Source organism: Thiothrix fructosivorans, assembly GCF_017349355.1.
GTDB classification, from domain to species: domain Bacteria; phylum Pseudomonadota; class Gammaproteobacteria; order Thiotrichales; family Thiotrichaceae; genus Thiothrix; species Thiothrix fructosivorans.
The window spans coordinates 1,586,948-1,609,791 of the sequence record NZ_JAFMPM010000006.1 but is presented as its reverse complement, the minus strand read 5'-3'; the positions used below and the strand labels follow the sequence as shown (position 1 = coordinate 1,609,791).

The following is a 22,844-nucleotide window of genomic DNA, read 5'->3' as shown; positions in this document are numbered from 1 at the left end:
TTAATCAAAACCCGTCAAAACCATTCAAACTCAAGGCAAAGCTGACAGCCTGATCCACTTCCGCCAGTTTGTGCGCGGAAAGCGTGGTAATCAAAGCCCCCAACTTGCCTTTTTGCACCGTCTGGATATGGTCGAAATTGATGGCACATTCACGCGGCATACCATCCTGCACGCTCAATGCCACTTCGCTGGGGATGTCGCGGATGGTGGTAGTAATCGGTGCGATAGTCACTTCACCCAAATACGGGATAATGTCAGAGCGCAGCAAAATCATTACCGGACGGCGTTTATCCGGCTCTTTGAACGTGTACCAACGAATTTCGCCACGCTTCATTCATCACCCCATGCTTGTTCCTCTTCCCACACTGAAAATTCGTCGGGGGCAACAGGGTGGCGCAAGTAACCAGCGCGGTGTTTTTCCACCAATTTGCGTTGGTGATAGAGTGCAATTGCCATGCGCAAGGCTTCGCGGGTGAAAGCGGAACGGTTGGTACGGTTTTCCTGAACAACCTGATCGAGTTCAGCCACCAGATCGTCATCAAAGGTCATTTGCAAGGTTCGCATAGTGGTTTCCATGTGGATGATTATAGCTATATTAGCATGGGTTCACGGAATCGCCACGCCCACCACTAGTATTGTTAAGGGGCAAACCTTGGCGACAAATTTCTACACCATTTTTATTTCCAAACTGCCAGACTTCGCGCCATAGCCCCACTGTGAATCTGGTGTCAGATGAAAAATGGATTGGAAGCCCGCCCTTTATGGCAACGGCATTTATTGGCATTGCTGGCGGTCGGCATCACCACCCTGCTGGCAGTGCCGCTGCATAACCACCTCGATTTAGCCAATACCGCCATGCTGTTTTTGCTGACCGTGGCACTGGTAGCGGTCAAGCTGGGTCGTCGCCCCGCTATCCTCACCGCGTTTTGCAGCGTGATTGCCTTCGATTTCTTTTTTGTGCCACCGCATTGGTCACTCTCGGTTGCCCACGCCCAATACCTCGTCACCTTTGCCGTCATGCTGGTCGTTGCCCTCATCATTACCCACCTGACTGCCGGATTACGCCAGCAAGCCACCGATGCCAACACCCGTGAACAGCAAGCCTTGAGCCTGTACGAACTCGAAAAAGTCGCCCACGAAGCGCGGATGCAAATGCTCTCGGAACGCTTGCGCAATACCATTCTCTCCGCCCTGTCACACGACATCCGTACCCCGCTCACCTCGCTGTACGGGCTGGCAGAATCCCTGAAACTGAGCAAACCGCCCTTGCCGCCCGACACACAGGAAACCATTACCGCCATCCGCGACCAAGCCTTACACCTCAATAGCATGGTCAGCAATTTGTTGGAAATGGCACGGCTGCAAGCAGGCGGCATGAAGTTCCGCAAGGAATGGCAGCCGCTGGAAGAAGTCATCGGCGCAAGCACCAAGCTGCTCAAAGTTGCCCTGCGCCATCACCCCGTCAAAGTCAGCCTGCCCGCCGATTTACCCTTGCTGGAATTCGATGCCATCCTCATGGAACGGGTGTTTTGCAATTTGCTGGAAAATGCCGCGAAGTATTCGCCTGCCGATTCCACCCTGCACATCACCGCCAAACTGCTGCCCACACAGGTCGAAATTTGCGTGTGCAACCCCGGCGAAGGCTTTCCGGCTGACAAGCTGAACCAAGTGTTCGAGCTGTTTGAACGCGGCAACCACGAATCCACCATCCCCGGTGTGGGGCTGGGTTTAAGCATTTGCCGTGCCATTATTGAAGCACACGACGGCGATATTGCTGCCAGCAATCCAGCGCAGGGCGGCGGATGTATCTGCTTTCATCTGCCCCTCGGCACGCCGCCGATCATCGAACCCGAACCCTTCCACCCCACAGGCAATACCCCATGACCACAGCCATCAACCATATTCTGGTGGTGGAAGACGAACAACACATCCGCCGCTTCGTCCGCACCGCCTTGGAAAGCGAAGCCTATCAAGTTACCGAAGCAGGTACTTGCACCCAAGGCTTGCAAGACATCCGCACCCAACGGCTGGACATGCTCATTCTGGACTTGGGGCTGCCCGACGGTGATGGCGTGCAACTCATTCAGACCTTGCGCACTTGGTCAAAATTGCCGGTATTGGTGCTGTCTGCCCGCAGTGCTGACCAAGACAAGATCAAGGCACTGGATGCCGGGGCTGACGATTACCTCAGCAAACCGTTTTCGACGGGCGAATTGCTGGCACGGGTACGCGCCCTGTTGCGCCGCAGCCAGTTCAACCCGGAAACCGCCAGTCCGCTGATTCATTTCGGTGATATTGAAGTGGATTTGTCCCAACGCCAAGTGCGCCGTCGCGGGGAAGCCGTGCGCATTACTCCGATTGAGTTTCACCTGTTAAGCCTGCTGCTGCTGAATGCAGGTCGGGTCATGACTCACCGCCATTTGCTGCGCGAGGTTTGGGGCAGCACGTATGTGGAGAGCAATCACTACCTGCGCGTGTATGTCGGGCATTTGCGCCAGAAGCTCGAAGATGACCCCAGCCAACCCCGCCATTTACTCACCGAAACCGGCATTGGCTACCGTTTCCAACTGTAGGAAGGAATCCTGATATGACTCACTCGCACGTTCCCAAACAAAAGCTGGGGGCATTGACCCTAGCCGCCTTGGGCATTGTTTACGGCGACATTGGCACTAGCCCGCTGTATGCCTTCAAAGAAGCCTTTACGCATGGGTTAGCACCCAGCCACGCGAATGTGCTGGCTACGCTGTCGGCACTGTTTTGGGCGATTACCCTGATTATTTCGCTCAAATACGTATGGCTGGTCTTGCGCTTCGACAATAAGGGCGAAGGCGGCGTGTTGGCTTTGCAAGCCCTTGCGCATCGGCATACGCGCCGTACCCTGCCGCAATGGTCAAAAGCGGTGGCACTGATCGGGGTGTTTGCTGCCGCGTTGTTTTACGGCGATGCCATTATTACCCCCGCCATTTCGGTATTGTCGGCGATAGAAGGGATCAGCGTGGCAACCCCGCAATTTGAACACCTGATTATCCCGATTACCTTGGGCATTTTAATCAGCCTGTTCCTGATCCAGCGGTTTGGCACGGCGAAAGTGGGCATCTTGTTTGGCCCGATTACGGTGGTGTGGTTCGTGAGTTTGGGAACGTTGGGTATCAGCAGCATTCTGCAAACGCCGGAGGTGTTACAAGCCCTGAACCCATTGTACGCGCTGGACTTTACTCTCCATCACCCGATTGCCGCGTTTGTATTACTCTCCGCTGTGTTTCTGGCTTTGACTGGCGGTGAAGCCTTGTATGCCGACATGGGGCATTTTGGTGCAAAACCCATCCGGCTGGCTTGGTATGGCTTGGTGTGGCCTGCCTTGATGCTGAATTATTTTGGGCAAGGGGCCTTGGTAATGCGTGACCCCACAATGGCGCAGAACCCATTCTATTTTCTCGCACCAGATAGCTTGCTCGTGCCGTTAGTCATATTGGCAACAATGGCGACCGTGATTGCCTCGCAAGCCACTATTTCTGGAGCGTATTCGCTTACCCAGCAAGCGACGCGCTTGGGCTATTTGCCGCGCATTCGGGTGCAACACACCTCTGATTCGGAACAAGGGCAAATTTACATTGCCAGCGTGAATTGGTTGATGTTGCTAGGGGTTATTCTGCTGGTGTTGGGATTTGGCTCATCCAGTGGTTTGGCTGCGGCTTACGGTATTGCGGTATCTGGCACGATGGTTATTACCAGCGTACTGATTTTGCTGGTCGCATTAGCACGCCCCAATCAACGCTTGCGTAAGGCGATTATTGCCAGTGTACTGGTAGCGATTGTGTTTGAAATCATGTTCTTCAGTTCCAACCTGAGCAAAATCGGGCATGGTGGGTGGTTGCCGATTTTGCTGGGACTGGTCATTTTCACCTTGCTGACAACGTGGAAGAAAGGCAGCGAATTGATTGCGGAACATCGGCGCAAAATCAATGTGACCATGCGCAAATTTGTCGCCGACCCGCACAGCGAGATTCCGCGTGTGGCTGGGACGGCGGTGTATCTGGCTTCTAACCCCAACCTTGTGCCTAGCCGCTTGTTTTATAACATCAAGCATTACAAGGTGATGCACGAGCAAATTGTGTTCCTGCATGTGGATAATGAGGAAGTGCCGTATGTTGAGGAGGAAGATCGTTTGATGGTGACGGGGCTTGCACCGGGGATTTACAGCGTGACTGTACGCTTTGGTTTCCGCGAAAACCCGGATTTGAGCAAAGCATTGCGCGGGACAATCAATTACCAACTGGCATTACCAGCGGCTAGCACCACGTTTTTCGTGGCGCGTACCGCGATTGTCGATTGCGAAGGCGTGCTGCCGTATTGGCGTTGTGCGCTGTTTGGCTGGATGATGCGCCAGTCGGAAAGTGCCGCCACCTACTTCAATCTACCATCGGATCAGGTGGTGGAAATTGGAACGCAGGTGACGCTGTAGGCTTAATGCGCCAAAATCTTCGCTAAAAACGCCTGCGTGCGCTCGTTGCGCGGGCGGTTGAAGAAGTCATGTGGGTTGTTTTCTTCCACAATTTGCCCCGCATCCATGAAAATCACCCGATCCGCCACCGATTTGGCAAAGCCCATTTCGTGAGTGACGCACAGCATGGTAATGCCCTGCTCGGCGAGTTCGGTCATCACATCCAGCACTTCCTTGATCATTTCAGGGTCAAGGGCGGAGGTGGGTTCATCGAACAGCAGCACTTGCGGGGTAAGGCACAAGGTACGCGCAATCGCAACACGCTGTTGCTGCCCGCCGGACAATTGCAGCGGGTATTTGTGCGCTTGTTCGGCAATTTGTACGCGCTTGAGTTGCGCCATGGCGCGTTCTTCCGCATCGGCTTTGGAGAGTTTGTTGACCTGAATCGGTGCTAGCGTAAGATTTTCCAGCACGGTTAAATGCGGGAACAGGTTGAATTGCTGGAATACCATGCCGACTTTGCGGCGGACTTCGTGCAACACTTTCACGTCATCGCTGAGTTCCAGCCCGTCGACGGTGAGCTTGCCTTGCTGGTGTGCTTCCAAACGGTTGATGCAGCGGATTAGCGTGGATTTGCCCGAACCAGAAGGGCCGCAAATGACAATGCGTTCCCCACGGCGGACTTGCAAATCAATGTCACGCAGGACGTGGAAATGATTGCCGTACCACTTATTCACCTTGGCAAATTCGATCATGTAATCGGGTGGAACGGTCGCAGCATTCATGCACCTACCTCCCAAGCAGCCTCAAATGCCAGCAAATGTTCCTTGCCGGAATGCTGTAAATGTTTGCGCACTAATTCGCACTCGCTGTTGTATTTGTCGATGAGGATATGCCCGCGCATCAACTGAAAGCGCAAGTAAACCAGCCAGGTATTCAGCACATCGGTCTCGCAATAGTTGCGGATGTCGGCGAGTTTGCCTGCCTGATACGCATCCCACACTTTCGCGCCGCTCATGCCCATTTTGCCGGGGAAACCGAAGAGCGAGGCGAGTTCGTCCAATGGCGCATTGGCGCGTCCGCTGTAAAGTGCCAGCAAATCCATCAGGTCGGTGTGGCGGGTGTGGTAGCGGCTGATGTAGTTGTTCCACTTGAAACTGCTGTCGTCTTCGCCCATGTCCCAGTAACGCGGAGCGCAGATTTTGTGCTTCATAGCGCGGTAGTGGATTACGGGCAGGTCGAAACCGCTGCCATTCCACGACACGATGGTGGGGGTGTAACGGTCGATGCCGTCGAAAAAGCGTTGCAGGATTTCTTTTTCGTCGGCGGATTCGTCACCCAGCGTCCAGACTTTGAAATCGTCGCCTTTGCCACGGAAGGTGACGGAAATGGCGACGATTTTGTGCAGGTGGTGCGCCAGAAATTCCGTGCCAGTTTTCTGGAAACGCAGGTGGTACATGGCTTTGGCGATGCCGTCAGCGTCGAGGTCGCCAAGGTCGCCAAGGTCGTAGAGTTTGCGCCCGCCTTCAATGTCGGGGATGGTTTCGATGTCGAAGACTAAAGTGTTCAATTTAATATCCTTTGGTAACTATTCAAACGCCGCAACGAATCATCTCCAGCATATCCTTCGCCGACAATTTGCCGCTCACATCCGAGCCTTCCAGCAAACTATCCGCCAAATCGCGCTTGAGTGCGTGCAGTTTAACAATTTTTTCTTCGATGGTGTTTTCCGCCACCAAACGGTACACCGTCACGGGGCGTTGTTGCCCAATGCGGTGCGCACGGTCGGAGGCTTGATCTTCCACCGCCGGATTCCACCACGGATCCATGTGAATCACGTAATCCGCCGCCGTCAGATTCAACCCAAATCCACCTGCCTTGAGGCTGATCAGGAAAATGTCGCCTTCGCCGCGCTGGAAGGCATCTACCCGTTCCTTGCGCTGTTCCATCGGGGTCGAGCCATCCAAATACTGGTACGCAATGCCCTGCCCGTCCAGCCATTCGCGCAACAGCGTTAAATGTTTGACGAACTGGCTGAACACCAGTGCTTTATGCTGGTTTTCGCGCAATTCCAGCACCAATTCGCCGAATGCCTGCAATTTGCTGGACGGCAACGCACTGCCCGGCATCGCTAATTGCGGATGGCACGCCGCCAGACGCAAACGGGTAATTTCCGCCAACACTTGCAAATGCTTGTTCTCACCCTCAGCCGTTTCTTCGCTAAGGCGCTCCAAGGCTTGTTGGCGCAAGGCTTCATACAAAGCCATTTCCGCATCACTCAAGCTCACAGAGAGGGTAATTTCCGTGCGCGGCGGCAATTCCTGCAATACCTGATTTTTGGTACGGCGCAACATGAAGGGCTGTACCAATTTTTTCAGCGCGTGGCGGCTCTTGTCGTCGTGGTCGCGTTCAATCGGGGTTTGGAAGCGTTCGCCAAACTTTTGCTGCGAAAACAGCAAACCGGGGTTGAGGAAACGGAACAAGCTCCACAATTCCCCCAGATGGTTTTCAATCGGCGTACCCGTGGTGACAAACCGGAAATCGCCCTGCAACTGGTAAGCCGCTTGGGTGCGCTTGGTGTTGGCGTTCTTAATGGCTTGCGCCTCATCCAGCACAATCGTTGTCCAGCGGATGGCTTGGAAAGCCTCGCTGTCTTGTTGCAACAGCCCGTAACTGGCAATCAACAGGTCATGCGGCTGCAAATCATCTAGCAAGGCTTGGCGGTCTTTGCCACGGTAAAACACCGGACGCAAGCTGGGGGCAAAGCGCTGGCATTCGCTGTACCAGTTATTGCACACCGACACGGGGGCAACCACCAACGCCGCGCCCTTGTCAGCACGCGCCAGCAGCAAGCCCAGCGTCTGCACGGTTTTACCCAAACCCATATCATCTGCCAGACAGCCGCCCACGCCCCATTCCGCCAAACGCATCATCCAGCGGAAACCCTCCGTCTGGTAGTCACGCAAGTCCGCCTGCAAGTTGGCAGGTACAACTGGCTGGCTATCACGGACGTTTTTCAGCTTGGTGACTTGTGCTTTCCAGTGTTTGTCGGTTTCGAGTTTGCCTGCTTCGTCGATGAAATCTTCCAGCGCCATGCCTGCGAGTGCGCCGACTTTCAAACCCTGCTTGCCGGACGTTTCCGCATAAGCGCGTAAGGTATCAAGCTTTTTCTGGAACTGGCGCGTCAGGGTGAGAAATTGCCCGTCTGCCAATTGTACGAAACGCCCTGTCGCGGTTTGGCTGAGGTCGAGCAATTGACGCAAGGTCAACACGAGATTGTCATCGACTTGCAGCTTGCCGTCGATGTCAAACCATTCGCCGGACTGCTTGATCTTGAGCGAGAGATTGTTGCCGCTGACTTGCTGGGTAATGCGCAACTTCTCGCCTTCCGGCCATGCCAACGTTACCTTGTCGCCGAGGGCGTGGAGTTGTTGCAGTGCTTCAAGGCATTGTTCGGGGTCGTCCAGCAACAGGTCATCGCTGGGATCTTCCCAAGTGGATAAGGCGGGGCAATCTTGTAGCAGTGCATCCGCCTGTTTGCGCTCTTGCTTGAGGTTGCGGGTGGTTTTGAGCAGCTTGCGATCAACTTCGGTCATGGCATTGCTGCGCCCACTGCCCGGTGGAAAGATTGGGCCAATGTCGCCGAAGGGTTGCACCCGCATTAACATCCGCAAGCCTTCGCCCCACGGCAATAGATGGAGGTGCAAACGCGGATCGGCTTCGACCGTTTCGGCATTATCCATGCCAGCGATGTCGGACTGAATGGTGATCAACGGCGCAAGTGCAGACAGAGTTTGGCGGACAGTCGCTTCCGCTTCATTGGGGACAAGCAAACCGTCTTTGCCCAAAATGCTGTGCAATTGCAACACGCTGGCAGTGAGTTTGTAGAGCTTGAGTTGCAGGGTGGTTTCTTCCACCACAAAATAGCTGTCGGCTTTGTATGCGTCGCTGGGATGCGGTAATTCGGGGAATAGCTTGATGCGTAGCTTGCCTTTTTCCTTGAGGATTTGCAGTTCTTCGCGTCCTTGCTGGATGTCGAGCGGGGAATTCGTCGCCCCTACCCAGAATACACGCGGATGCCCGATCAGGTGCTGCCATGCATTAGTAATGTGCAGTTCGTAGCTTTTTTCGTAATAGCCATAGCTGTAAAGGTGGATGCCTTGGCAAAGGCGGCGGTCTTCATCGGTCAACGCAGCAACGGTTTCCGGTTCGGTGGCAAGCCGTTTCAGGGCGATATTGCGCCCCGCCGACCAGCCCGTTTTGGTGGCTTTTTGTAAGGTGGGGTGCAGCGAATACTCGGTTTGGGAAGCGTATTTTTGCTTGCTTAATTCCCAGATGACCCGTTCAGCACCGACTTTGGCAGTTCCAGTCGATTTGCTGGGCGTTGCAGCACCCAAACGCTGCAACGCCTGCAAAGTACGTTCCCACGCGGGTTGAGGTTGGTACAGGGTAATCAGCGGTTGCGTGCCTGCCTTGGTGTGCGCAGCGGCGGATAAATCGGTAAAAATAGGTTTGCGCTTGTCATTCTTAGGCAGGCATTGTGCTAAAACAGCCGCATATTCGCCCACCAACCAGATATAACCCACTTGGGCAACTTGTTCACTAACGCTTTCTGCCCGATCCAACCATGCGCTGGGGATCGCTTGCTCTAACCAATGGCACACGATCAAAGCAAATAGGAATGATAGGGGCGTTTGTTGCCATGCTTCCACGTCCTTATCCAATGCCTCTGACTTGCCGAACAGTCGAGAATTGGCGAAATACACCAGTATTTGATATGTTTGGTTCTTAGCGCCAAACTCTTTGAAATATGAAGGAATTTCTTTGATAGCTTTGTCAGAACCATCCAGCAATAGCGCAAGGACATACAAGGCTTCCAGCGGTGTACCGTACAACGCCTTGCGGCTGCTTTGACGTTTGCGTAACAGTTTCAAACCTGCTTGATACAGGTTGATAGCCTCATCCCGCTTACCTTGGGAAAGTGCTTGCGCCGAAGCAAACAGATGCCAATCTTCCAATCGCCCTCCACTATCGGCGGGAGGTTGCGCCGCTAAGGGACTTGCCCATTGTTGACGTTGGAACAGTTGCCAGTAATACGTGCTGCCAAACACTGTCCAGACTGCGCTGGTATCCATCTGTTCGGCTTGCAGTAATTGCTGGCAATGCGCCCAAAGTGGGCTGGCATTCTCGTTATTCTTGTCAGCGACGGATAAGTAAATCGGGGCGATAAATTGCAGGAAAATGGTTTCAGGAATAAACGGCAGCCACGCGGGATCAAGCGTATCTCCCCACAATGTGAACCACGGATGCGGGCGAAACTTTGTCGCAACAGCATACTGTCGGTTGGCATGTTCCAACAGTTTTGCCAGCCATTGACCGTTTCCCAGCAATGCCTGTAGGCGCAGATCACGCAAAGCATGGTTCACATCTGCCCAGAACTCATGACCATAGGCATGACGCGGGGCTTCGGGGCTAAGGTTTTCCACGACAATCTTTGCCCAGTTAACAAAACGTCCTTCACGCAAGCTGCGACGGGTCAATTCGTCACGAATTTCCTCTACACAAGCGTAGTAATTAACGCCATTGACCGTCAGAAAACCGAGGTTGACCAAATCGTTTAACAAGGGGCGTAATACTTTGACATCCAGCGCCACTGGAGCAAGTTTTGACAATGGCGTAGCCGCTATCGGCGCGTAGATGATGGACATGAATTCCAGTAACTGCTGGGTACTTTCGGCGAGATGGAGGAATTTTTGTTCGTCAAATATCGAAGTCATGTTCAACTGGGTCAATTGTTGTTGGAAATATGCCATCGGAATCCGTTCCTGCTCCAGCCGCTGATGGGTTTGTTGCAAGCGCTGGTAAACGGCGGCTTCTTCCGGCTGCAAATGCTGGAGTATATCAGTACAGCGGGCGTTTTCCGGCTCTTCGACGCATAAATGCGCGTATTGCTGTAAGGTTGACGCATCCATCAGCAAGAATTGGGTGTGCGGAAAATGGCGGCGCATCCGCGACAGGATCGAAAAACCGTGGCGGGAAAGCGCAGATCGTTGGTTTTATTTTCGGTAACTCAGCAATCATGCACGTAGCACCGGGAATTCGGCAGCAGTTTCCAGCCCGGTTTGATTGCCCGCTTCAGATTAACAGGCAGCTCCGATCCCACTCGACCAACCGTCCCAATCCCCCGACAAGCCGTCTGCACAATCCCCCTTTTTACCGTTCATCCGGTATAAGCTATGTCTAACGGATTTTACTAAACCACGACAAGGAGTCGTATCATGAACATGAATGGAATTGGTTCAAGCAGCGTAACCTCGCAAAACAGCGCCATCTCTAGCCCTACCTCCGCGCCGTCTGCTGATAGCGTTCAACAATTCAACAGAGCCATGAGCGGACAAGGCAGCAGCAAATGCGGCGGGGCTCAAGGTGCATCCGGTCAAACGGGCGCGGCTGGCAGCGAACAAGGCGACACCCTGTCCCAAATGCTGGAAATGATCATGCAACTGCTACAAAGCATGATGGAAAAAATGCAAGGCGCTGACTCTTCCGAAGCTGGCGGCAAAGAGTCAGGCAAAGGCTCTGAACAACAGCAACAACACAGCGGCAAAAAATCAGGTGCTTGCGCAGCCTAAGCGCCTCTCACGGAAGAAGGGCTGAGGAGAGGATTCTTCTCCTCACCCTGCCGAAAATAATCCGCCGGAAAATCATCGACCCGCACCGCATTCGCCGTCGCACGCCGTGCCGCCAGCAATTTTTCCACGCTGAACTTATCCAGCAAGCCCTTCTTTCCTGCCTCGACAATCGCTTCCGCCACGGTATGTGCCGCCAATTTGCCCTCTTTCATCAATTTGCGTAACGGTTTTTCGATCTCTGCCGCTGCCAATGTTTTATGCAGCGCATCCTCAATCCGCCCCATGCGATCCGCCGGATCGTTGGTAATGAAAATGCCCGCCGTTAAGCGATCCCGCGTTGCTGAAAGCTCAAGCGCCAACCGTGCTACCTGATGAATCAATGCATCATCCGGCGGGCTAAACGGCTTGCCATACGGGAACATCAAGGTGCGCAACGTCTTCGCCAACCACGGATACGGCAAGTTATGAAATGCCGCCAACATTGCCTGTTGCGCCCGATGTATCGTCAACTTACACGCATACGCCATCAACGGCACATCCGCCTCCGGCTCGCCCTGCTCCTCGAAATGCTTCAGCACCGCCGAACACAGATACAGATTGGCTAGAATATCTGCCATACGCCCCGACACCCGTTCGCGCTGCTTCAAATTGCCGCCTAACGACAACACCGCATAATCCGCCAATAACGCAAACTGGCTACTCAAGCGCGTCAAATGACGGTAATAATCGCGGGTCAACGGTGAACCATGCGCCACCAATTTAGCATTCGTCAGCCCATACCAAGCGCTACGCCCTAAGTTGCTGAAAATATGCTTCACATGCCCCATGAATGCCGTGTCGAACGCCGCCACATCCTCCGCCTGCGCCGCCTGTATTTCCTGCAATAACCACGGGTGGCAACGCATCGCCCCCTGCCCAAATACAATCAGTGAACGGGTTAAAATATTTGCACCCTCCACCGTAATCCCAATCGGAATCGACTGATACGCCCGCGCCAAATAGTTAGAGGGGCCCATGCAAATCCCCGCACCACCGGAAATATCCATCGCATCATTGATCAGCCGCCGCATCCGCTCCGTCAACTGGTACTTCAACAGCGCGGTAATCACCGCAGGGCGTTGCCCTTGATCAAGCGCAGTCGCCGTCAAAATGCGCCCCGCATCCATCAAATACGCATTGCCCAGAATCCGTGCCAACGGCTCTTCCACGCCTTCAAAATGACCAATTGACATCCCGAATTGCTGGCGGACTCGTGCATACGCCCCCGTATACCGCGCTGCCACTTTCGCCGCCCCCGTGGATAGCGCAGGCAAGGAAATACCACGCCCTTCGCTTAAACATTCCACCAACATGCGCCAACCTTTGCCTGCTTGCGCTTGTCCACCGATCAACCAATCCATCGGAATAAACACGTCACGCCCGTAGGTTGGGCCATTTTGAAACGGAATATTCAACGGAAAATGCCGCGTGCCAATCTCCACGCCTTTGTGGTTGGTGGGGATCAACGCCACCGTAATCCCCAAGGTTTCCTTATCGCCCAGCAGATGCTCAGGGTCATAAAGTTGGAACGCCAACCCCAACAACGTCGCCACGGGTGCAAGGGTGATATAACGTTTTTCCCAATTCAGATGAATGCCCAGCACGTCTTTTTCGCCACTAAAATCTTGACGGCACACCACCCCACTATCGGGGATGGAGCTGGCATCGCTACCCGCTTCGGGGCCGGTTAGCGCAAAACACGGAATTTCGCGCCCATCCGCCAAACGCGGCAGGTAATAATCCTTTTGCGCTGGTGTGCCGTATTTCATCAGCAATTCACCGGGGCCAAGTGAATTCGGCACCATGACGGTCACGGCGGCGGTAGCGCTACGGCTGGAGACTTTCATGACTACCTGCGAATGCGCGAGCGCGGAAAAGCCTAAGCCCCCGTATGCTTTGGGAATAATCATGCCGAGAAAGCGGTTTTGCTTGATAAAATCCCAGATGTCGGGTGGTAGGTCGTACAATTCGTGGGTAATGTGCCAGTCATCTAAACGGCGACACAGCTCTTCCACGGGGCCATCGAGAAAGGCTTGTTCGTCGGGACGTAGCTTGCTAATGGAAAGGTCGTGCAAACGACACCAGTCCGGTTTGCCGGAAAAAAGTTCGGAGTCCCACCAGACGTTGCCGCTCTCCAGCGCGTCCTGTTCGGTCGGCGAAATCGGCGGCAGTTGCTGCTTCATCAGACGCATCACGGGGCGGCTGATGTAGTGATAACGGTATTTTGTTAGCCAACTCATGGGATTCCTCCTCTTGATGCCACGGCAATGTGCGGTACGCAGGCTCGCGTCCCGCGTTCCAAGCCGGATATTTAATGATCGTAAAGTAGGGTGAGTAGTCAAAATCACTGGGGGTAAACAGGCGGAAATTGCGCTCGTAATAACGCACCTGATCCTGTTGGGCGTTTTGCACAATCGGCAATATCGGGTAATGCACTTGCTGGAAACAGCGGGCAATCATGCTCGAACACACGATATGCGTCGGCTGCCCCGCATTGTGTTGAAATAAGGTGGAACGCCAGTAACGCGGCAAAATCGCATAAGGAAACATGAACCGCGCCAGATCCAGCAATTGGCGCACGTCGTAACCCATACCGAGGTGCTCAATCGCAAAATCCACCACTTTATCGGTATCTTGCCATGTCAGCGTAGCGGGACGGCACAGGCGCAGGTGTTCTTTGCGGTAGTAACGTAGAGGGGTGACAATCGTGCCTTTACCGAGTAGCGATTCGATCACCAGCGGCTCGCTCAAATCGCCGTCGTAATAAGCGGCTAAACGGGAACGGGCTTTGGGGTCGCGGATGTCGTTGAGTCGTCCCACGTACAAGGCTGCATGTGTCCACGGCGACAAGGCCACGGTTTGGATGACTTTGCTCACCCGCGATTGACCGGCAAACAAAATCACATCAGCGGGACGAATTTCGCGTTCCAAAAATTCAAAGTTACACAGAGCGCTGAAGTCTTCTTCACGGGGTGTGGCATTAAGCCAGTCGATACCCCGTTGCCATAACCAGTCGGTAAACTTCATACCTCCTCCTACGGTGCGCCGTTGTTTTCTATACTACTATTCCATGACTCTAGTTCATATTGACCCGCCAATCCGTGATTTAATTCCGTGTCAGACGAAAGGTTGAGTTAAAGGCTCAGGTATTGGCGGCAAGCCATAGTTAGCACGAGCACGATCACAGGTAGGGTTAGGTTCACCGTGTTCCCACGAAGCACTGAATTCGCGGCAAGTGGAAGAGCGCAGCGCGTAAATAGTGCAACTGACGCATTCACCGACCACCCCTTGCAGCGCGATGCAATGCGGTTTGGCTTGATTCGTACCCAACATTGCGACGCGATGCGGTGCAATCGCTTCGGTCAGGTGCGCAGGCACTAAGCCGCCGGACGCAGCATCGGTTTCGCCCCAGTAAAACGAGACACGAAAACTAGCGCAACACGCGCCACAAGTCATACAGGGATTAGGTTCCACCACGACGAACTCCTTTAAAGACAAACCAGTGCCATAGTAGCAAACGTGGCGAGCCAATGACTTTAAAGCAGACTTATTGAGGCAACTGGATAATCTATGAGCCATCATCAATGCGAGGATGCAAACCTATGAAAATGCTGATTAACATCCTGATAGTAGCGACCACTTACACCGTGGGTCTGCCCGCGAATGCTGCACCCAAGCCAACCACACTGGAAGGCTGTTCTCTTGCCAGTTGGATAAGAAAAAAACGGTTTCTCTGTGTGCCTCTAAAACGTTGTCACCCAAAGCGGGGTTTGAAACAGTAAACCAGAAACTTCCACAAACTTGTACTAAACTATCCAAAATGGATAAGTTAATCACGATCAGCGAAGCAGCAGAACGGTTAGGCATCAGCCCGACGACCTTACGGCGTTGGGAGGAGTCCGGCAAACTGATACCGGAACGGACACAAGGCAACCAACGCCGCTACCGCCTTTCACAAATTGAACCTGCCACGCACCTGCGCCAACAGGACAGAAAAACGCTCGCCTACGCCCGTGTTTCTAGCCACGACCAAAAAGACGATTTGGAACGCCAAAAGCAAGTGCTGGAACTCTATTGCGCCCAACGGTGTTTTCCATCTGTGAAGCCAAACAGGTGGAAGTGGTCATGGTGAATAAAGGTGAAGACACCCCCTTTAAAGAAGACTTGGCAACCGATGTGCTGGAAATCATCACGGTATTTTCCGCCCGTTTGTACGGCTCACGTTCGCGCAAAAACAAAAAGCTGCTGGACGGGGTAAAGAAAGCCGTGGAAGAATCGCAAGCATGATCATCAGTCACAAAATCCGCCTTGACCCCAGCAATAAGCAAGCCACGTACTTGGCGAAAGCCGCAGGTACAGCTCGGTTTGCTTACAACTGGGCGTTGGCAGAATGGCAAACCCAATACGCCGCATGGAAAGACGATAACAGCCAGCCCAAACCCAACCAAATGGGCTTGCGCCGCCAGTTGAACGCCATCAAACGCGACCAATTCCCGTGGATGTTGGAAGTCACCAAAAATGCCCCACAAATGGCGATTATCCAATTGGGGCAGGCTTTCAATAACTTCTTTGCAGGACGTGCCCAGTACCCGCAATTCAAAAAGAAAGGCAAAAGCCGCGACAGTTTCACCCTCACCAACGACCAGTTCAGCCTTGACGATTGCCGCATCCGCATTCCCAACCTTGGGTTAGTGCGAATGCGGGAAACGTTACGCTTTTCCGGTAAAATCCTCTCCGCCACGATTTCCCGCACCGCTGACCAGTGGTTCGCCAGCATCACCGTGGATACCACCTCAAATCACCTCCCGCCTGCTGAAAACCAAGGCGCAGTGGGTGTGGATTTGGGCGTATCTGCACTGGCAACCCTGTCAACGGGGGAAAAAGTGATCGGGGCGAAACCGCATAAAGCCTTGCTTTCGCGCCTACAACGGCTCTCGCGCAGCTTGTCACGCAAGATCAAAGGTAGTGCTAACCGCCACAAGGCAAAACAGAAGTTGGCAACACTTCACGCACGTATTGCCAACATCCGCCAAGACAGTTTGCACCAACTCACCACGAATTTGACCCGCCGTTTCCACACCATCGGTATTGAAGATTTAAACGTGTCCGGCATGGTCAAGAACCGCTATTTATCCCGTGCGATCAGTGACATGGGCTTCTTCGAGTTCCGCCGTCAGTTGGAATACAAGGCAGGAATGCGGGGTGCGGTGGTCGTAGTGGCTGATCGGTTTTTTGCCTCCAGCAAGACCTGTTCTGCCCCCGGTTGTGGGCATAAAGTGGACAAGCTGCCGCTGTCGATACGTGAATGGACTTGCCCCGTTTGCGGTGCAGTCCATGACCGTGACATCAACGCCGCCAATAATTTGGAAAAATACGCCGTGAGTTCCACGGTGTCTGCCTGTGAAGGGGAAGGCGCTGGTCTTGGGCGCAAGCCGAAGACGAAACCAGCCCCAATGAAGCAGGAATTTAACCGCAAACTTGACCTTGGTTAAGTTTGCATAAGTTTAAAAGAACGGCATGGCAACACCGGAAAGCAGCGATACGCTGACGGTACGTGATCAGCGCAAATCCATGCGTGAAGGTGATGTGATCTTTTCCGGCACTTGCGCCCCGATGGGCGAGGCAGTTGATGCAAAAGCGCTATCAAAAATGACGGGCATTAAATGGGAAAAAGCAGGATTCTAAAGCTTATCCCGAAACATAAAATACACCGCTCCAAGCAAGCACAATCCTGCCCACAGGTAATCCAGCTTGAGCGGTTCTTTCAAATACAGCACCGCAAACGGCACGAACACCGTTAGCGTAATTACTTCCTGCATGATTTTGAGTTGCCCGACGCTCAACACGGTAAAACCGATGCGGTTTGCTGGTACTTGCAATAAGTATTCAAACAGCGCAATTCCCCAGCTCACCAATGCGGCAATCAGCCACGGCTTGTGATTCAGCTCTTTGAGGTGCGCATACCACGCGAACGTCATGAACACATTGCTGCACACTAGCAGCAGGATACTGATAAGAACGGGTGGCAAGGTCATGGCAAATCTTCAAGCAAAAAAAAGGGAGTATATCGCATACTCCCCTTCCCTTTTCATGCCAGCAAACGCGGGTCATGTCCCATGTCTCCCCATTCGGGATAATCCTTTAGGCAAGGTGTCGAAAGGTAATAATTATGGCATCTTGCCCTATCCCCATATGGGCAGCTTATTATTCAAAGGATTTTTCATGGATTTTGAAACCCCTATCAAAAAAACCCACGGTTTAGGCTCTGTGAAAACGGGTGTTCACCACTGGTGGGTACAGCGTGTCACGGCTATTGCCCTAATTCCGTTAACCTTGTGGGTAGTGTTTTCAGTCGCTTTACGGGTAGGGGAAGATTACGCCAGTGTGACTGCATGGTTTAGAGAACCCTTGACGACTGTCATGCTGTCACTGTTTGTATTTTTTGCCACTTACCACGCCAGCTTGGGTTTACAAGTGGTGATTGAAGATTACATTCACCACCAACCTACCAAGATTGCAGCGCTGTTGGTAGTCAATTTCCTGCTGATCTTGTTGGGAATGCTCAGCATGGTTTTAATTCTACGGCTATTTTTCGCCCATTGAAAAACCGCTAAAAAGAAGGAGGTAAGCAGCATAAGCCACCCACCCCCATCAAGCTTTATTTGATTTTAGCTGCCCAGCTATTCGCAAGGGTTTTTGCGGCTTCGCGACCACCCAAGCCAAATGCCAATGCCGCCGCAATCGCTACCGCGCCCAGCGTGAAACCGAAGGCCATATTGACGATGTTATCCGCCAGACCCATTGCCCGCAGACCCATTGCCAATACCAAGCCCAGAATCGCGAAACGCGCAATGCTCGCCAGACCCGCGCTGCCATACTGGCTCAGTTTGTTGTACGCCAAGGTGCTGAGGAAATAACCCACCAGCAAAATCACACCACCCACCAAGATGCCGCCGCCGAACTCCAAGACTTTCGCGAAAATAGTGGAAATAATGTCGATACCCAATGTATTAACCGCTGCCGTCGCCGCTGTTAACATGGCAAAGAACATAATCACATTGCCAATCAATTTGGTCGGCGTGAAAGACTCATTAAACATGCCAGCCAGACCTAACTTTTGCGGCAGACCATTCACATTAACGCCATCCAATACGCTGGTCAGCATAGAAATCACAAATTTTGCCACAAAATATGTAACAGCCAAAATAATACCAGCACCAATAATATTCGGAATCGCTGTCAACAACTTATTCAACATTTCCGAAGCAGGTTGTGTAATCGACGGAATATTCAAAACCCCCAACGCACTCACCGCAATCGGAATCAGAATAGCCGCGAACATGAACGAGCTGCCGATTTTAGACAGCTTCATACCTTGCGTACCTTGGTCGCCCATTTTCAGCGCCAATTGGCGATCAACCCGCCCCAACGCAACGCCCGTCAATTCGGAAACGATTTTCGCAATCACCCAACCAGCATAACCAATGACACCCGCACCGATAATATTCGGAACTGCCGCCAAGAACTTATTCAGCATGGTTTTCAATGGCGCTAACACATCGGTTAAACCGAAATGCTGTAACACAGCCATCAATACAAAAATGGTCAGCAAGGCTTTTACCAACGATGCCAGCGGTTTCGCTAAATTAGTGCGTTCCAGAAAATCCACTTTACCGAACAGCCGCTTAATAATGCCTGCAATGAAACTGACGACAATCAAGCCAACGATTAAAATTGCCAAGCCAACCAAAGCATGACCCAGTTTACCGGAGGTAAGCCCCCCCAGCATATTCGTCAACGATGATGAAAGACCATCCATAGTGTTACTCCTATCAAAAAAGTGGTGAACGTTCGTTACTTAAGAATCAGCGCATCAATACGCCGATTACGCTGCCTCGCAAAATCGGTGTTATCAATGCTGATGGGTTCGGCATTGCCCATGCCCATAATGCGCAGACGTTTTCTATCCACACCGGCTTGCACCAAAGCAACGCCGACTTCGTTGGCACGCACTAAGGACAGCTCCGTATTCTCCTTGGCAGAGCCGACTTCATCGGTATGCCCACGGATCAATAAGCGGATGTCGGGATTCGCCTGCAATAAAGCAACGATGACGTTAATCTGCTCGATAGATTGGGCATTGGGCTTGCTTGAACCGGAGTCAAAATAAATGCCATCCAACACAATCGGTCGATCTGTTTGGCGTTTGGCAATGGCATCACGGAAAATGCCCCCAAAACCGCTCGTGCCAATATCAAGGGTTTTGCCATTCGGCACAGGGCTAGGCGTACCTAATGCACCTTTTGCGGATGTTCCCAAACCATGCTGCGCTAACGGCGCAGGTATTGCCGTTGTTGCTAATGCAGGCGCGGCAGTTTGTGCGGCGGGCGCAACGTGAGTGGTGACAACAGCGGGCGCGGTCGTATTAACGGCGGCGGACGGGGGTAACGCAGCGGCAGCAACGGGCGCAGCGGCAACATTAATAGGACGGGTATTCACCGATCCATTCACTGTCTCAACGGCTTGCGTCTCTAACACTGGCGCTGCCTGATGGGTGATTGTTTGTGCCGTTGGCAATGCCGTGCTGGTTAGCCCATCGCCACCGTTATTGAGAAACCAATACAGCAATCCAAACAATAGGATTACCCCACTGGCAATCGCATATTCCTGCGCAGGAGTCAGGTCGTCATTATCCGAGGTACTTTCCACCATATTCACCTTCCATGCTAATTATTATCTATTTGCGCTAACAATAAACGCTACGTACGGATACTCTCCGCTAATTTTAGACAACTTTTTAAAATCGGCAGGATTTTTTTGGCGTTATTTGACAATGAATTTACAGTGAAATAATCAAAAGAAAGAAATTTTTATCGAGCACATTGGCAAGATAAATCATTGAAATAAGAAATTTTACTGAGGCCACAAAAAAATGGGCAGCCAATGGGCTGCCCTAAGCGAGGTGAAATATGCGAGAAAATTAAACCAAACGAGAAAAATCAATGCAGCTTAGAGATTGCCGCTGTCTAGACGCTTTTTCATGTCGTCCAAACGTTCTTGCTGACGTTTTTGACGTTCGTCCTGCATTTGCTTGAAGGTGGTCGCCTGTTCCGGTGTCAAGATTGCCACAATTTTGGTTTCGTTTTCAGTACGCAGGGCTTGCATTTGTGCCTGCATTTGGGTGCGTAAGGCTTCCATTTTGATCTTTTGCTCTTGCTGGATAGTGTCCAACTGGGCTTTTTGCGCGTCATCCAATTGCAGCTTATCGGTCATGACTTCAGCCATTTTTTCGCCGCCGCGCCCACCCAAGCCGCCAAAGCCACCGTGACCGCCTTTGCCACCACAGTCGCCAAAACCGCCGTCGTGACCAGCGAATGCGGCTGACATGCCAATTGCGCTAATCAATGCCGTTGCAATTAATGCTTTTTTCATTTGAGTATCCTTCCGTGACTTGGTTAAGTTGTTTCGATAGGAAAGATAATACGCGTCGATTGCGCACGAAATTGGCTACAACTGTGCAAACAATGAGGAAGTAGCCAAGCAAGAGAGGTTAAATTACGGTTCGAATTTGTAGCCCACGGAGTAAACGGAATGGATAAGCTCTTGATCTGGTAGAATTTCAGCAAGTTTCTTGCGTAATTTCTTAATGTGGCTGTCGATAGTACGGTCGGACACAATACGATTGTCGGTGTAAACCTTGGTCATGAGCTGGTCACGCCCGAAAATTCTACCGGGCTGTTGCTTGAGGGTGGCGAGTAGCTCGAACTCCACCAACGTGAGCGTGATTTCGCCCTGCGCTGTTTTTACCAGCAAACGGTCACGATCCAGCTCCAACAACGCAGGGTTGAGAGTCATGCCATTATGTTCGGTGGGCATGAATGCTTGCAAACGCCGCAACACGGCTTTGACACGGGCGACCACTTCACGCGGGCTAAACGGCTTGCAGATATAATCATCCGCACCCAATTCTAAGCCCAGCAAGCGGTCGATTTCCTCCACTCGCGCCGTCAACATAATAATGGGGACAGGGGAAAACTGGCGCACTTCCTTGCACACTTCCAAGCCGTCTTTACCGGGCAGCATCAAATCCAGCAAAATCAATTGCGGCTGTTCTTTGCGTACCCAATCGCCCACACCCAACCCCGTATTGAGCCAGTGCGTCTGGTAGTTAGCGTTTTGCAGGTATTTTTGCAGCAAATCGGCAATTTTGGGTTCGTCTTCGACGATGAGAATTTGTGCCATGAAGGTATCCGTCAGCGTTGCAGGGGCAAGTTTACGCGAATTTCTAAGCCGCCCAAGGAAGAATGTGCCGCACTGATATTGCCATCATGCGCCTCGACAATATTGTAGCAAATGCTTAAGCCAAGCCCCGCCCCACCCGTGGCACGGTTGCGTGAGTTTTCCACACGATACAGGCGTTCAAATAAATGTGGCAATGCCTCATCGGGTACACCGGGCGGCGAATCGGCAAATATTATCGTGACTGTACCCGCGTGTAACTGCGTACTGACCTGCAATTGCCCCGGTTTGTCAGTATAACGCAGACTGTTTTCCAACAAGTTTTTGAACAATTGTTGCAAGCGTTGCGGGTCGCCTTGAATGCGGATCGGCTGTGAGCTAAGCCCTTGCAAACTGATGTGCAAGCCTTGTTCTTGTAAGGGCGAGCTGTGTAACGTCAAGGTTTCCTGCAATAAAGCACAAAGGTCGAGGCTTTCCTTACGGTAACTGAGTGCCCCGCTGTCCGACATCGACAAGTCGTACAGGTCACTCACGAGGCGCTGCAAGTGACTCACTTCCTGATGCAACGATGCAAGTGTGCTGGCATCAGGTTGGTTGATACCATCCTGCAAGGCTTCGATTTCACCGCGTAAAATCGCCAACGGCGTGCGCAATTCGTGGGCAATATCGGCAATCCACTGCTTGCGAGAAGCTTCGTTTTGCTGCAAACGTTCTGCCAAATGATTGAAATCACGGGTTAACAAACCCAGTTCATCGCGCCCTTGCGGAGTCATGCGCAAGCTGTAATTGCCAGCGGTGAGCTGACGTGTGCCGTTACGCAGCGCTTGGATCGGTCTGCCGAGGTGACGCGCCAATAAGAAAGACAGCACCCCCGCCATCGGTAATGCTAACAGCAGCACCACCAACCATAGCGTGCGTTGCAGGCGATCGGCAAAATCCACATCCACCTTTTCGGTGAGGCGTTGGCGACGGTGCATTCCGAGATAGCCGATGGTTTTGCCTTGGGCTTTGAGTTCGTGCAAATCCTCTGGCACACCGAGACGAATGCTGCCTTTAACCACGTCGCGTTTGGCATCCAGCAATACAATGCGCCCAATGAAGCGTTCCATGCGTTGCGCAACATGCGAACGGGGTGGCATTCCCTCGAATTCGCGATGCGCCCGAAATTCTGGGGGTGGTGGTGGCGGCGGCGGTTCATGGTCTGTGCCATCTCCGTTGGCAGGAAAAAAACTACTGCGCACCGCTGTATCCAGAATAGATGTCCATAATTCGGGATTTTGTTCGAGTTCGCCCCAATCACCACGCGCTTCGTAGACTTCAATCAGACGTGTTTCAAGCTGGGTGAGGGAACGGCTTTCCTGCTCATTCAGGTAGTCCAAAAAGCTGCGATTTAAACGGTATTGCAAGATAGTCGCTAGCCCACCGGCAATCAGCAGGCAGGCTAGGAAAATAGCGATAAACAGTTTGGTACGAATACTTACAATCATGGTATT

21 protein-coding genes and 1 pseudogene are annotated in these 22,844 nt (G+C 52.5%); 8 read left to right on the top strand and 14 right to left on the bottom strand.

Annotated features, from left to right (window positions below; all coding sequences use genetic code 11):
- Nucleotides 1–4: 4 nt before the first annotated feature.
- Together J1836_RS11255 and J1836_RS11250 are read right to left on the bottom strand one after the other, a co-directional pair.
- The gene (locus J1836_RS11255) at nucleotides 5–334 is read right to left on the bottom strand and encodes a type II toxin-antitoxin system PemK/MazF family toxin (RefSeq protein WP_207251176.1); all 330 of its coding nucleotides are present in this window, start codon (nucleotides 332–334) and stop codon (nucleotides 5–7) included.
- Nucleotides 331–576: a CopG family ribbon-helix-helix protein gene (locus J1836_RS11250; RefSeq protein WP_207251175.1), complete on the bottom strand. Its 246-nt coding sequence runs from the start codon at nucleotides 574–576 to the stop codon at nucleotides 331–333. The genes J1836_RS11255 and J1836_RS11250 overlap by 4 nt, the downstream gene beginning before the upstream one ends.
- A 156-nt stretch (nucleotides 577–732) precedes the next feature.
- On the opposite strand from J1836_RS11250, the gene J1836_RS11245 reads away from it, so the two are divergent.
- From J1836_RS11245 to J1836_RS11235, 3 genes are read left to right on the top strand one after another with little or no spacing between them, the layout of a single operon-like run.
- Nucleotides 733–1,884, top strand: a complete 1,152-nt coding sequence (locus J1836_RS11245) for a DUF4118 domain-containing protein (protein ID WP_207251174.1) — start codon at nucleotides 733–735, stop codon at nucleotides 1,882–1,884.
- The gene (locus tag J1836_RS11240) at nucleotides 1,881–2,573 is read left to right on the top strand and encodes a response regulator (RefSeq protein ID WP_242632796.1); all 693 of its coding nucleotides are present in this window, start codon (nucleotides 1,881–1,883) and stop codon (nucleotides 2,571–2,573) included. The genes J1836_RS11245 and J1836_RS11240 overlap by 4 nt, the downstream gene beginning before the upstream one ends.
- Nucleotides 2,574–2,587: 14 nt before the next feature.
- Nucleotides 2,588–4,462 carry a potassium transporter Kup gene (locus J1836_RS11235; protein ID WP_207251173.1) on the top strand — a complete coding sequence of 625 codons (1,875 nt, stop codon included), beginning with the start codon at nucleotides 2,588–2,590 and terminating at the stop codon, nucleotides 4,460–4,462.
- A gap of 2 nt (nucleotides 4,463–4,464) precedes the next feature.
- Here J1836_RS11235 and J1836_RS11230 read toward each other — a convergent pair whose 3' ends face one another.
- The 3 genes from J1836_RS11230 to J1836_RS11220 are packed head-to-tail and all read right to left on the bottom strand — an operon-like array spanning nucleotide 4,465 to nucleotide 10,461.
- Entirely contained in the window at nucleotides 4,465–5,226 is a 762-nt protein-coding gene (locus J1836_RS11230) for an amino acid ABC transporter ATP-binding protein (protein WP_207251172.1), read from the bottom strand.
- Nucleotides 5,223–6,011 carry a 3'-5' exonuclease gene (locus tag J1836_RS11225; RefSeq protein WP_207251171.1) on the bottom strand — a complete coding sequence of 263 codons (789 nt, stop codon included), beginning with the start codon at nucleotides 6,009–6,011 and terminating at the stop codon, nucleotides 5,223–5,225. Before J1836_RS11225 ends, J1836_RS11230 begins: the two co-directional genes overlap by 4 nt.
- Before the next feature lie 22 nt (nucleotides 6,012–6,033).
- The gene (locus J1836_RS11220) at nucleotides 6,034–10,461 is read right to left on the bottom strand and encodes an SNF2-related protein (protein WP_278189490.1); all 4,428 of its coding nucleotides are present in this window, start codon (nucleotides 10,459–10,461) and stop codon (nucleotides 6,034–6,036) included.
- Nucleotides 10,462–10,719: 258 nt separating this feature from the next.
- Between J1836_RS11220 and J1836_RS11215 the strand changes: the two genes are divergently transcribed.
- Nucleotides 10,720–11,073 (top strand): hypothetical protein, encoded by a 354-nt coding sequence (locus J1836_RS11215; protein WP_207251169.1) that lies wholly within the window; start codon nucleotides 10,720–10,722, stop codon nucleotides 11,071–11,073.
- Here J1836_RS11215 and J1836_RS11210 read toward each other — a convergent pair.
- The 3 genes from J1836_RS11210 to J1836_RS11200 all read right to left on the bottom strand — a co-directional run bounded on the left by J1836_RS11210 (nucleotide 11,070) and on the right by J1836_RS11200 (nucleotide 14,589).
- The gene (locus J1836_RS11210) at nucleotides 11,070–13,283 is read right to left on the bottom strand and encodes an acyl-CoA dehydrogenase (RefSeq protein ID WP_242632837.1); all 2,214 of its coding nucleotides are present in this window, start codon (nucleotides 13,281–13,283) and stop codon (nucleotides 11,070–11,072) included. The two genes, J1836_RS11215 and J1836_RS11210, sit on opposite strands and share 4 nt — an antisense overlap.
- A complete protein-coding gene (locus J1836_RS11205) occupies nucleotides 13,168–14,139 on the bottom strand; it encodes a YiiX/YebB-like N1pC/P60 family cysteine hydrolase (RefSeq protein WP_242632795.1) in 972 nt (323 codons plus the stop codon). Before J1836_RS11205 ends, J1836_RS11210 begins: the two co-directional genes overlap by 116 nt.
- Before the next feature lie 90 nt (nucleotides 14,140–14,229).
- Complete coding sequence (locus J1836_RS11200) at nucleotides 14,230–14,589, bottom strand: YkgJ family cysteine cluster protein (RefSeq protein WP_207251167.1); 360 nt, start codon at nucleotides 14,587–14,589, stop codon at nucleotides 14,230–14,232.
- Nucleotides 14,590–14,932: 343 nt separating this feature from the next.
- On the opposite strand from J1836_RS11200, the pseudogene J1836_RS11195 reads away from it, so the two are divergent.
- From J1836_RS11195 to J1836_RS11185, 3 genes and pseudogenes are all read left to right on the top strand, one after another.
- A pseudogene (locus tag J1836_RS11195) lies at nucleotides 14,933–15,399 on the top strand (IS607 family transposase).
- Complete coding sequence (locus tag J1836_RS11190) at nucleotides 15,396–16,604, top strand: RNA-guided endonuclease InsQ/TnpB family protein (protein WP_207251166.1); 1,209 nt, start codon at nucleotides 15,396–15,398, stop codon at nucleotides 16,602–16,604. The pseudogene J1836_RS11195 and the gene J1836_RS11190 overlap by 4 nt, the downstream one beginning before the upstream one ends.
- Before the next feature lie 25 nt (nucleotides 16,605–16,629).
- Nucleotides 16,630–16,797 (top strand): hypothetical protein, encoded by a 168-nt coding sequence (locus tag J1836_RS11185; RefSeq protein WP_207251165.1) that lies wholly within the window; start codon nucleotides 16,630–16,632, stop codon nucleotides 16,795–16,797.
- Here J1836_RS11185 and J1836_RS11180 read toward each other — a convergent pair.
- A complete protein-coding gene (locus J1836_RS11180; protein WP_372447674.1) occupies nucleotides 16,794–17,147 on the bottom strand; it encodes a DMT family protein in 354 nt (117 codons plus the stop codon). The genes J1836_RS11185 and J1836_RS11180 overlap by 4 nt on opposite strands.
- A 187-nt stretch (nucleotides 17,148–17,334) precedes the next feature.
- Between J1836_RS11180 and sdhD the strand changes: the two genes are divergently transcribed.
- Nucleotides 17,335–17,715: a succinate dehydrogenase, hydrophobic membrane anchor protein gene (gene sdhD, locus J1836_RS11175; RefSeq protein ID WP_207251164.1), complete on the top strand. Its 381-nt coding sequence runs from the start codon at nucleotides 17,335–17,337 to the stop codon at nucleotides 17,713–17,715.
- Between the two features lie 55 nt (nucleotides 17,716–17,770).
- Here sdhD and J1836_RS11170 read toward each other — a convergent pair whose 3' ends face one another.
- The 5 genes from J1836_RS11170 to J1836_RS11150 form a co-directional block, all read right to left on the bottom strand.
- Complete coding sequence (locus J1836_RS11170) at nucleotides 17,771–18,931, bottom strand: mechanosensitive ion channel (RefSeq protein WP_207251163.1); 1,161 nt, start codon at nucleotides 18,929–18,931, stop codon at nucleotides 17,771–17,773.
- A 35-nt stretch (nucleotides 18,932–18,966) separates the two neighbouring features.
- Nucleotides 18,967–19,824 carry an OmpA family protein gene (locus tag J1836_RS11165; protein WP_207251162.1) on the bottom strand — a complete coding sequence of 286 codons (858 nt, stop codon included), beginning with the start codon at nucleotides 19,822–19,824 and terminating at the stop codon, nucleotides 18,967–18,969.
- 297 nt (nucleotides 19,825–20,121) lie between these two features.
- Nucleotides 20,122–20,544, bottom strand: a complete 423-nt coding sequence (locus tag J1836_RS11160) for a hypothetical protein (protein ID WP_207251161.1) — start codon at nucleotides 20,542–20,544, stop codon at nucleotides 20,122–20,124.
- 123 nt (nucleotides 20,545–20,667) lie between these two features.
- Nucleotides 20,668–21,354: a response regulator gene (locus J1836_RS11155; RefSeq protein WP_207251160.1), complete on the bottom strand. Its 687-nt coding sequence runs from the start codon at nucleotides 21,352–21,354 to the stop codon at nucleotides 20,668–20,670.
- A gap of 11 nt (nucleotides 21,355–21,365) precedes the next feature.
- Nucleotides 21,366–22,838, bottom strand: coding sequence for an ATP-binding protein (locus J1836_RS11150; protein ID WP_207251159.1), 1,473 nt, complete (start codon nucleotides 22,836–22,838; stop codon nucleotides 21,366–21,368).
- Nucleotides 22,839–22,844 lie beyond the last annotated feature (6 nt).